Raw genomic sequence first — 9,515 nt, forward strand, 5'->3', positions numbered from 1 at the left:
ACGGTACCATCAGCGGTCCGAAGGTGAGATTGAAGAACGGCGCGCCGACCGAGATCTTGTCGGCTGAAAAGGCTTCGACGGCGAGCGGATAGAGTGTGCCGACGAGGACGGTCGCCGTCGCCGTCGTCAGGAACAGATTGTTGAGGACCAGCGCCCCTTCTCGGGAAATCGGCTGGAACAGGCCGCCGGTCGTCAGCCGGGAAGCGCGCAGCGCAAACAGCGCCAGCGAGCCGCCGATAAACAGCGTCAGTATGCACAGGATAAACACGCCGCGCGTCGGATCGGTGGCAAAGGCGTGCACCGAGGTCAGCACGCCTGAACGCACGAGGAAGGTGCCGAGCAGCGACAGCGAAAAGGTCAGGATGGCGAGCAGCAGCGTCCAGATCTTCAGCGCCGAGCGCTTCTCCATGACGATGGCCGAATGCAGCAGCGCTGTGCCCGCCAGCCACGGCATGAAGGAGGCGTTCTCGACCGGATCCCAGAACCAGAAACCGCCCCAGCCAAGTTCATAGTAGGCCCAGTACGATCCCATGGCGATGCCGCCGGTCAGGAACATCCAGGCGACCAGCGTCCACGGCCGCACCCAGCGCGCCCAGGACGCGTCGATGCGGCCTTCGATGAGGGCGGCGACCGAGAAGGAAAAACAGATCGAGAAGCCGACATAGCCGAGATAGAGGAACGGTGGGTGGATGGCGAGGCCGAGATCCTGCAGGATCGGGTTGAGATCGCGGCCTTCGATCGGCGCCGGATTGAGCCGGATGAACGGATTGGATGTCGCCAGGATGAAGAGGAAGAAGGCGGCGCCGATGGCGCCTTGCACCGCAAGCACATTGGCGCGCAGCGTCGCCGGCAGGTTGGAGCCGAAAGCGGCGACGAGCGCGCCGAAGAAGGTCAGGATCAACACCCAAAGCAGCATCGAGCCTTCATGATTGCCCCAGGTTCCGGTGATCTTGTAGATCAACGGCTGCAAGGAATGTGAGTTTTCCCACACGCTTGCCACCGAGAAATCGGAGCTTGCATAGGCACTCGCCAACGCTGCGAAAGACAGCGCCGTCAGGGCAAAGCCGGTCACCGCGACCGGACCGCCGACGGCCATGAGGCGCTGGTTGTTCAGGCGCGCGCCAAACAGCGGCACCACCGTCTGCACCAGCGAAAGCGCAAACGCCAGGACGAGGGCGAAATGTCCGGTTTCAACCATGCCCGTGATCCATTGTCGCTCTCCTGCCGGAGCTATTCACTCTTGTTCTCCTGCCAGACGCCCTTGGCCTTGAGGCCGTCCGCAACCTCCTTGGGCATGTAGCGCTCATCATGCTTGGCCAGCACGCTATCGGCAACAAAAACCCCGTCCGGGCCGAAAGTACCCTCGGTGATGACGCCCTGCTCTTCGCGGAAAAGGTCGGGCAGGATGCCGGTGTAGGTGACCTTGACCGATTTGTGCGTGTCGGTCACCGAAAAGCCGACCGTGGCCCCCTGCCCGCGCTGGATCGTGCCTTTTTCGACCAATCCACCCAACCGGATGCGCTGGCCAGGCTGGACACTGGCGGTGGTGAGATCGGCCGGCATGTAGAAAAAGGAGGCCTTCTGGCCAAGCGCGTAAAAAGTCAGCCCGGTCGCGGCACCCAGGAAGACCAGCCCGCCCGCGATCACCGACAATCGTTTCTGCTTGCGCGTCATGTCTTGTTCTACTCCGTCGCCGCAAGGCCAAGCGAAGCGGCAAAGGCGGTGAATTTCTTCGCCTGCTCACTGTCGGCTCCAAAGACGGCGATGGCGCGACCGAGCGCCTCACGCGCCTGATCGGCTTTGCCGAGCACGACATAGGAACGAACGAGCCGCATCCATCCTTCCGGATCACGCGGATTTTGCCGCAGTTTGTCGTCGAGGCCGGCGACCATCGTGTTGATCATGGTCTCCCGATCCTGCGGCGACATCGAGGATGCGGCGTCGAAATCGCCGGCATCGGGACCGTTGGTGGCGCCGGAAGCGACGTCGGAGCCTCCGGATTTGGCGAGCGCCTGCTCGACGGCACCGCGCCATGGCGAGTCCGGCGGCAATCTGCCCAGCATCGCCTGCCATGCCGTGGTCGCTTCCTTGGCGCGCCCCTCCTGCGCCAACGCCATGGCCAGGTAGAAACTCGCCTTCGCGTTGGCCGGATCGAGCTTCAGGGCTGCCTCGAAAGCATCCTGGGCATCGGCCGAGACAATGCCGCCTGCCGCGCTGGCGATCGCCTCGCCGAGACCGGCCTGGCGAACGGCGCTGTCGCCATCGAGCCGAATGGCGTTGCGATAGGCTCCCGCCGCGTCGGAAAAGCGCTGCATGCGCAGATAGACCGGTGCCAGCACGTCCCAGCCCCTGCCGTCAGTGGGATTGGCGGCCAGATGGGCTTCGGCCCGCGCCACCAGCTCGTCGACCGAACTGTCGGCGGGATTCTTGGCCAACCGCTCGCTGAGCGGTTGCGACGGCAGGTCAGGAGAGCCAAGCTGGACATAGAGCCCCCAACTGACCAGCGGCACCGCCAGCACGGCTACGGTTGCCACCAGCCTTGCCGTGATCGACGCTCGGCCAGGGTTTGCGCCGCCGGCGGTACCCGCATTGTCAAGGCGAAGGATGCGGCGAGCGATCTCGGCGCGGGCCTCGGCGGCTTCGGCCGGCTGGATCAAGCCACGCGCGGCGTCGCGGTCAAGCTCGGACAATTGGTCCCGATAGACTTCGAGATCATGTTCGCCGCTCGACGACCCGCCCTTGGCGCTGGCGGCCAGCGGCAGCAGCACCGCCAGGCTTGCACCCAGCGTGAGAATGGCGGCTATGACCCAGAACAGCATGGTTCTTCCAATACCGGCAGAGCTCTGCCGTGCCAACAGATGCATGCTGCGACGCTTTGACGACGCCAGCCGCCAATCGTCGGCAGACGGTCGTCAGGTCAGCGGCGTCCAGCTGCCATCGGCGTTGCGGCAAGCGGTTCCACGCGCCGTGACCCCGGCGCCGGCGGAAAACACCGTCTGCGTGTACTGGCGGCAGTCCTGCGAACCGACGCGGTACGGCTGGGCCGGAACCACCTCGCCGTAGCGCGAAGCCTGAGCGCCTTTCCACGTCACCTTCTGGCCGCTGGTCGTATATTCCAGCGCCTTGTATTCAGCCTCGAGCGCGCTGCGCTTCTCGGTCTCGCTGAGGCCGTTGCCGATCGTCCCGCTGATGAGGCCGCCGCCCATCGCCGAAATGATCGTCGTGGTCACCTTGCCGCTTGAAGGAGGTGTCGAGGCCGGTGTCACTGCTATGGCTGGACCCTTGCCGCTCAAGGTGGTGCAGCCGGAAACGGCCAGCAATGCGGAAACGAGAGCGACGCGAATCTTCATGCCAACAACCGATTTTCTTGAGTGGGAGCCTGCCATGGATGCGCCGGGGGCCGCGTCATCGGAGAAGTTGGCGTGGCCATAGTATTGATATTTGTCGGAAATTTGGCCGTTGGCAGCTGCGAGACCAATCGACATGCCGCCAATAACATCTCCCGTCCCTCTATGTCGATTGGCCCTGGTGAACATCACTGAAGGCTCCGCAATCGCACCACCGCCTTCAATCCGCCCATACCGGACCGTTCGAGCGCCAGAACGCCTCCATACTCGTTGACGAGGTCTGCGACAATGGCCAGCCCCAGACCTGTTCCGGGCTTTGTCTCGTCCAGACGCCGTCCTCGCTTCAGCGCCTCGCGCGCCTTGTCCTCGGGAATGCCCGGACCGTCATCCTCTATGCTGATCTCGAACAGGCCGGCCGGGTCGTCCTTGCCGGTCAAGGGCACGACCGAAACCTGCACCGCGCTCTTTGCCCATTTCATCGCGTTTTCAAGGAGATTGCCCAGCAATTCCTCAAGATCCTCGCGCTCGCCGGCGAAGACGATTTCGGCCGCCGGCAGCGACAGCGACAGATTTGTCTGCGGATTGAGCTTCTGCAGAACCCGCACCATGCGCTGCACCAGCGGCGTCACCGGCGTGCGGTAGACGACGCTGTCGCGCTGTGCCGCGACGCGGGCGCGCTGGAGATAGTGTTCGACCTGCTTCTGCATGGAAGCGGCCTGTTCGGCGATCAGCTGCCCCTTGGCGCCGCCGAGCGCGCGGCCCTCGTTGAGCAGTACCGCCAGCGGCGTCTTCAGCGAATGGGCGAGATTGCCGACCTGTGTTCGCGACCGCTCGACGATGCGCCTGTTGTTTTCGATCAACGCATTGGTTTCATTGGCAAGCGGTTCGATCTCGGCCGGGAAGCGGCCGTCGAGCCTCTGGGCGGTGCCTTCGCGCACCATGGCGAGCGCGTTCCTGACCCGGCGCAGCGGCTGCAGGCCGAGCAGGATGGCGATCGCGTTGATGGCGATCATGCCGACGCCGAACAGGCTGAGATAGGTCAGCAGGCGGCGCTGGAAGGTAGCGATTTCCTGTTCAAGTTCGCTCTGGTTGCCCATGACGCGGAAACGCGCGGCCCGGTTCTTGGCGTCGAGAACGAATTCGCTCTCGAAAACTTCGAGTTGTTCGCCGTCGATGCCTTCGGCTGCGTAGCTGCGCTGAAAACTGGCATTGAACGGCACCTCGGCAACGCTCGGTGATGGGATCGTCGTGGTCATCGACGACGAGTGGAGATCGCCATGCACGCCCTCCGAAGCGGGCTCGACCGACCAGTACCAGCCCGAATTCGGCTCCGAGAACCGAAGGTCGCCGAGGTCTGGCGCGCCAGTCAGCGCCCCGCTGTCGGAGATGCCGATCGAACCGATCAGGTTGAACAGATGCGCCGAAAGCAGGCTGTCGAAGCCGCGCTCGCTGGCCTGGCGGTATAGGGTGGTGATCAAGGTGAAGATGACAACGAGCGTCACGATCGCCCAGACCGTGGAAAAGGCGATAACGCGGAACGTCAGCGAACGCGGCCACGAACGCAGCGAAAGCGGCGTCCTTGCGGTTGGTTTGAGCGGTTCCGAGTTACGCCTCCGGCTCACGCATGCGGTAGCCCATGCCGCGCACGGTTTCGATCATGTCGATGCCCATCTTCTTGCGCAGCCGCCCGACAAACACCTCGATGGTGTTGGAATCGCGGTCGAAATCCTGATCGTAGAGATGCTCGACCAGTTCGGTCCGCGAGACCACTTCGCCCATATGGTGCATCAGATAGGCGAGCAGGCGGAATTCGTGCGACGTCAGTTTCAGCGGCACGCCGTCGACACCGGCCTTGGAGGCCTTGGTGTCGAGACGCAGCGGCCCGCAGATCAGTTCGGACGAGGCATGGCCGGCTGCTCGCCGGATCAGGGCTCGTAACCTCGCCAGCACCTCCTCGATGTGGAACGGCTTGGTGACGTAGTCATCGGCGCCGGCATCGATGCCGGAGACCTTGTCGCTCCAGCGGTCGCGCGCCGTCAGGATCAGCACCGGCATCTTGCGGCCGCCGCGCCGCCAGCGCTCGACCACACTTATGCCGTCCATCTGCGGCAGGCCGATATCGAGCACGACCGCGTCATAGGGCTCCGTGTCGCCAAGGAAATGCCCTTCCTCGCCGTCGAAGGCGCGGTCGACGACATAGCCGGCATCGACCAGCGCATCCGATATCTGCCGATTGAGATCCTTGTCATCTTCGACGACGAGTACGCGCATGCGGAGTTCGATACCTGTTGAAGAGCTTTGTCAGATTGAAGGGCTTTGTCAGATTGAAGACTGGGGCAGATATAGGCCGATTCCGGCGGTCTGGGAAACTGAAGGTCTATAAGTTGGAAAAATGGGTCAGTTCAGCGGAACGACGATCTCGGAACGGCGCGGACGTTGTCCGTCCTTGCCTGGAACGAGCACCACGATAACACAGACAGGCTGACCGCCGCGCGTCGATTGCGAGGCCTTGGCCAGCGTTCCGCCATTCTGCTCGGCCACCTGCTGGCCGATGGCGTAGCAATCGGACGCCGCCAGTATGATCGGACTGGCCAGGTTGGGCGGCGCGATGACCGGTATCGCCATCGCCTGCGACGCGAACAGCCCGGCAGCACAAAGCGCCAGTGTCGCAATTCGGAAGTGGGAGCGAAGCGTTTTCATGACCGGCGTTGTAACGCATCGGTGCTGAACGTGAAATGAACGGTGAACGCCGCTGAAAACATCCTCGCCACACCCCTGCAACGCGAGACAATCAACCTGGAATTTCACCGCCTCGAACAGGTGAAATCCCGCGAAAGTCCAGTCTAGACTCGGTTTTGACCATATTGAAAGCGCATCAGGCATTTTCCTGCGTTATCGCGCGAAAACGCAGCAGCCCGTGATGGACGAGCAGATCCTCGTCAGGGCGGGCTTCGGCGAATTCCAGCGACAGTCGTGTCTGGCCGCGAGGGCCAATCACCAATGCTGCGTCGGCAAGGCGCGCCTGGATGGCGGCCATGATGGCAAGCGTTTCGGCGTCGCCATGGGCTTTCGACCAGACATGCAGCGTAATCAACTGATCGTCGGTGTTCTCGGTGCTCGTATCCCAGTCAAAAGCGGAGGTCTGGCCGCAGGTCACGTACGGAAAAGCGGCATTGTCGGTTGGCCGTTCGAGCAGTCCGGCGCCGCCCAGCAAGGCCGACAGCGATGCATCGCTTTTCAGCCTGAGAAACAGTGCCTGCTGTAAATCGTCTGGCGCGGTCATCGTCTTTCCTCCAGTTCCTGCGCTGCCGATTATTGCTTTTCGGAAGCTGTCCGCGTTCTGCGTGTTCTGACAGATATAGCCATTCGACGCGCGGAGGCGATGGCGATTCGTCATCGGAATGATGGATGCCGATGATCTCGAAAGGGCGACTTTGCCAACACCATCGTCCGCGGGCACCGCGCCGCGAACATGGACTCTCGATTCCTGGTTACATATTCTCGCTACAGGGTCGCATGACGATCCACGAAGCAATTTCGGAAGCTGATGATGCTCGATGCAGAAAAGACCAGGGCTGCCTCGCGGTTGTTGGTAGGCCACTGGGACCAGGGCACCCGTCTCGGCGCCATACCTGAGGCGTTGCGCCCACAAACACGGCTCGAAGGTTACGCCATCCAGTCGCATGTCCTGGATCGCTTGGCGGCCTCGCTTTTCGGCTGGAAGATTGCCGCGACCAGTCTGGCCGGACAAAGGCACATCAATGTCGACGGCCCGATGGCCGGACGTCTCCTGGCCGAAAAAGCGGTGGAGGTCGGCGGGACCGTTTCCCTGGCGACGAGCAAGATGCGCGTGGCCGAGATCGAGTTCGCTTTCCGATTCGGACGCGAACTGCCGCCTCGTCCGGCACCCTATGAAATCGCTGAAGTGATGAAAGCCGTGGCGACCTTGCACCCGGCGATCGAAATTCCGGACTCACGCTATGACGATTTCTGCGCCGTCGGGGCGCCGCAGCTCATTGCGGACAATGCCTGCGCCAATCTGTTTGTCATCGGCGAGGCGGCGGAAGACGACTGGCGCGGCGTGGATCTTGCAAAACACCCCGTGGTCGCGTCCGTTTCCGAAAGGTCGCAACATAGCGGATCGGGAGCGGCCGTGTTGGGCGACCCTCGCATCGCGCTCACCTGGCTCGTCAACGAGCTGTCGGGCCTGGGCATAGCGCTCCAACCGGGACAGGTGGTGATTACAGGCACCTGCGTGACGCCGATAAGCGTCGAGGCAGGCGACGAAGTCACCGGCGATCTCGGCCGGTTTGGCCGCGTCTCTGTGCGGTTTGTCTAGGCTCCGCGCTGCCTGGCCACGAAACTGCGCACCGCCAGCACCAGCACGGTGATGATGATCAGGATCACCGAGAGCGCGGCGATCGCCGGGTCGATGTTGTCGCGCAGGCCCATCCACATCAGCCTCGGCAGGGTGATGGCGTTGACCGAGGTGATGAACAGGGTGACGCCGATTTCTTCCCACGACAGCACGAAGGAGAGCAGTGCCGCTGTGATGATGCCGAACTTGATGTTGGGCATGATGATGCGGGTGGCGCGCTCCCACACAGTGGCCCCTAAGCCCCGCGCGGCAAGGTCGATGCGCCGGTCGAGCTGGCTGAGCGAGACCAGCATCAGCACGGTGGCGAAGGGCACCGTCATCACCGAATGCGCCATGGCGACGCCGAGCCATGTGTCATAGCCGAAGAACGTGCTGAAGCCCGAGATCGAGGTCAGCAGGAAGTAGAGCGTGATCGCCGAGACCACCGGCGGCACCACCATCGGCAGTAGCACGAAGCCGACCAGGGCCGCGGTGAAGCGGGGCTGGAACATCCAGACGCCGAGGCTGAAGCACAGCGCGAGCACGGTTGAAAAGGCGCTGCTGACGACACCGATGCGGATCGAGAGCAGGATCGATTGGAGCCAGCGCGGGTCCTCGACCAGCGCCCGGTAGTGGCGCAGCGACAGTTCGCCCGACGGCATCGCCAGCATGCGGCTCGGCGTCAGCGACACCGGTATGACCGCGAGCAGCGGCATCAGCAGGAACAGCGCCACGAAGGCGGCGATGATCAGCGAAACGGGACCGGGGCGGTAGGTCGGCATCAGATCAACTGCTTCGGTCTGACATATCGGAACAAAAGCGTCATCAGCGCGCCGACGAACAGCACCAGCACGACGCTGATCGCCGCACCCAGGCCCCAGTCCGGGCTCTGGAAGATCCTGAGATAGATCAGCTCGGCGATCATGACGCTGCGGCCGCCACCGAGGATCGCCGGCGTGACGAAGAAGCCGAGCGAAAAGACGAACACGATCATCGCCGCGCCGATGATGCCGGAGCGCGTCATCGGCACGAACACCGTCCAGAAGGTGCGCATGCGGCTGGAGCCGAGCCCGCGCGCGGCCAGGAGCACGCGGTCGTCGAGACTGCGCATGGCCGATGCCAGCGGGAAGACGGCGAAAGGAATGAGGAAATGCGTCATGCCGACGATGACGCCGAATTCGTTGCGCACCAGCGCCAGCGGTTCGGAAATGAAGCCGATCGCCTGCAGCCAGCTGTTGATCAGGCCGCGATTGGAGAGCAGCGCCACCCAGCCGAAAGCACGGGTCAGCACGGAAATCCAGAAGGGAACGAGAATGCAGAACTCGGCGATCAGGCGCTGTGCCGGGGTTCCACGCACCCAGACGACGGTGATGGCGTAGGCAGCGGCCACCGAAACGACGGTGACGACCGCCGCGATGCGCAGCGTGCGGATGAACACCGACTGCACGAGATCGTCGGTGAGCAGCGCCTCATACTGGCCGAGGCCGGGCGTCGGCAGTGTAAAGCTCCATTTGACGACGCCGAGGAATGGCCAGGCATAGGCCAGGACAAGAAACAGGAGCAGCGGCGCCATCAACAGCGCCGCGCCCATCCTGTCGGAGAGATAGGATCTCATGTCGACCCGATTACCCCTGCCCTGATCAGGCCGAGATGATCTTGGTGTATTCGTCGAGCGCCGGCCCGTAGTTCTTGGCGTACCAGTCCATGTCGAGCGCGATCTGCTTCTTCATGTTCTCGGGATCGACCGGGTTGATGCGCTTCTTGTCGGCAGGGATCAGCGCGTCTGCCGCCGGGTTTGCAGGACCTTGGCC

The 9,515-nt window shown here is 63.1% G+C and carries 11 protein-coding genes and 1 pseudogene; 1 reads left to right on the forward strand and 11 read right to left on the reverse strand.

Annotation, left to right across the window (positions count from 1 at the left end; all coding sequences use genetic code 11):
• The 8 genes from EN750_RS07295 to EN750_RS07330 form a co-directional block, all read right to left on the reverse strand.
• A partial coding sequence (locus EN750_RS07295; protein ID WP_145967473.1) for a heme lyase CcmF/NrfE family subunit occupies positions 1 to 1,198 on the reverse strand: 1,198 nt, incomplete at its 3' end.
• A 32-nt stretch (positions 1,199 to 1,230) separates the two neighbouring features.
• The gene (gene ccmE / locus EN750_RS07300; RefSeq protein ID WP_127321624.1) at positions 1,231 to 1,674 is read right to left on the reverse strand and encodes a cytochrome c maturation protein CcmE; all 444 of its coding nucleotides are present in this window, start codon (positions 1,672 to 1,674) and stop codon (positions 1,231 to 1,233) included.
• A gap of 8 nt (positions 1,675 to 1,682) precedes the next feature.
• The gene (gene ccmI / locus EN750_RS07305; protein WP_127396031.1) at positions 1,683 to 2,819 is read right to left on the reverse strand and encodes a c-type cytochrome biogenesis protein CcmI; all 1,137 of its coding nucleotides are present in this window, start codon (positions 2,817 to 2,819) and stop codon (positions 1,683 to 1,685) included.
• A gap of 93 nt (positions 2,820 to 2,912) precedes the next feature.
• Positions 2,913 to 3,350 carry a hypothetical protein gene (locus tag EN750_RS07310; protein WP_127269161.1) on the reverse strand — a complete coding sequence of 146 codons (438 nt, stop codon included), beginning with the start codon at positions 3,348 to 3,350 and terminating at the stop codon, positions 2,913 to 2,915.
• Positions 3,351 to 3,535: 185 nt separating this feature from the next.
• Positions 3,536 to 4,969, reverse strand: a complete 1,434-nt coding sequence (locus EN750_RS07315; RefSeq protein ID WP_127396032.1) for an ATP-binding protein — start codon at positions 4,967 to 4,969, stop codon at positions 3,536 to 3,538.
• Positions 4,953 to 5,618: a response regulator transcription factor gene (locus tag EN750_RS07320; protein ID WP_127396033.1), complete on the reverse strand. Its 666-nt coding sequence runs from the start codon at positions 5,616 to 5,618 to the stop codon at positions 4,953 to 4,955. The genes EN750_RS07315 and EN750_RS07320 overlap by 17 nt, the downstream gene beginning before the upstream one ends.
• 126 nt (positions 5,619 to 5,744) lie before the next feature.
• Complete coding sequence (locus tag EN750_RS07325) at positions 5,745 to 6,047, reverse strand: hypothetical protein (RefSeq protein WP_127396034.1); 303 nt, start codon at positions 6,045 to 6,047, stop codon at positions 5,745 to 5,747.
• Positions 6,048 to 6,222: 175 nt separating this feature from the next.
• Positions 6,223 to 6,630 carry a DUF3168 domain-containing protein gene (locus EN750_RS07330; protein WP_127396035.1) on the reverse strand — a complete coding sequence of 136 codons (408 nt, stop codon included), beginning with the start codon at positions 6,628 to 6,630 and terminating at the stop codon, positions 6,223 to 6,225.
• Between the two features lie 267 nt (positions 6,631 to 6,897).
• Between EN750_RS07330 and EN750_RS07335 the strand changes: the two genes are divergently transcribed.
• Positions 6,898 to 7,686: a fumarylacetoacetate hydrolase family protein gene (locus EN750_RS07335; protein WP_127396038.1), complete on the forward strand. Its 789-nt coding sequence runs from the start codon at positions 6,898 to 6,900 to the stop codon at positions 7,684 to 7,686.
• Here EN750_RS07335 and EN750_RS07340 read toward each other — a convergent pair.
• From EN750_RS07340 to EN750_RS41640, 3 genes and pseudogenes are all read right to left on the reverse strand, one after another.
• Complete coding sequence (locus EN750_RS07340; RefSeq protein WP_127396036.1) at positions 7,683 to 8,486, reverse strand: ABC transporter permease; 804 nt, start codon at positions 8,484 to 8,486, stop codon at positions 7,683 to 7,685. The genes EN750_RS07335 and EN750_RS07340 overlap by 4 nt on opposite strands.
• On the reverse strand, positions 8,486 to 9,319 hold the full coding sequence (locus tag EN750_RS07345; protein ID WP_127396037.1) for an ABC transporter permease: 834 nt from the start codon (positions 9,317 to 9,319) through the stop codon (positions 8,486 to 8,488). Before EN750_RS07345 ends, EN750_RS07340 begins: the two co-directional genes overlap by 1 nt.
• Before the next feature lie 25 nt (positions 9,320 to 9,344).
• A pseudogene (locus EN750_RS41640) lies at positions 9,345 to 9,515 on the reverse strand (ABC transporter substrate-binding protein); the annotation flags it as partial.

Origin of the sequence: Mesorhizobium sp. M7A.F.Ca.ET.027.03.2.1, assembly GCF_003999175.1 — a bacterium.
Lineage (GTDB): Bacteria > Pseudomonadota > Alphaproteobacteria > Rhizobiales > Rhizobiaceae > Mesorhizobium.

Coding starts and splice junctions, on each gene's coding strand:
- ccmE (WP_127321624.1), bottom strand. CDS start 1,674: ATGACGCGCAAGCAGAAACGATTGTCGGTGATCGCGGGCGGGCTGGTC.
- ccmI (WP_127396031.1), bottom strand. CDS start 2,819: ATGCTGTTCTGGGTCATAGCCGCCATTCTCACGCTGGGTGCAAGCCTG.
- EN750_RS07310 (WP_127269161.1), bottom strand. CDS start 3,350: ATGAAGATTCGCGTCGCTCTCGTTTCCGCATTGCTGGCCGTTTCCGGC.
- EN750_RS07320 (WP_127396033.1), bottom strand. CDS start 5,618: ATGCGCGTACTCGTCGTCGAAGATGACAAGGATCTCAATCGGCAGATA.
- EN750_RS07325 (WP_127396034.1), bottom strand. CDS start 6,047: ATGAAAACGCTTCGCTCCCACTTCCGAATTGCGACACTGGCGCTTTGT.
- EN750_RS07330 (WP_127396035.1), bottom strand. CDS start 6,630: ATGACCGCGCCAGACGATTTACAGCAGGCACTGTTTCTCAGGCTGAAA.
- EN750_RS07335 (WP_127396038.1), top strand. CDS start 6,898: ATGCTCGATGCAGAAAAGACCAGGGCTGCCTCGCGGTTGTTGGTAGGC.
- EN750_RS07340 (WP_127396036.1), bottom strand. CDS start 8,486: ATGCCGACCTACCGCCCCGGTCCCGTTTCGCTGATCATCGCCGCCTTC.
- EN750_RS07345 (WP_127396037.1), bottom strand. CDS start 9,319: ATGAGATCCTATCTCTCCGACAGGATGGGCGCGGCGCTGTTGATGGCG.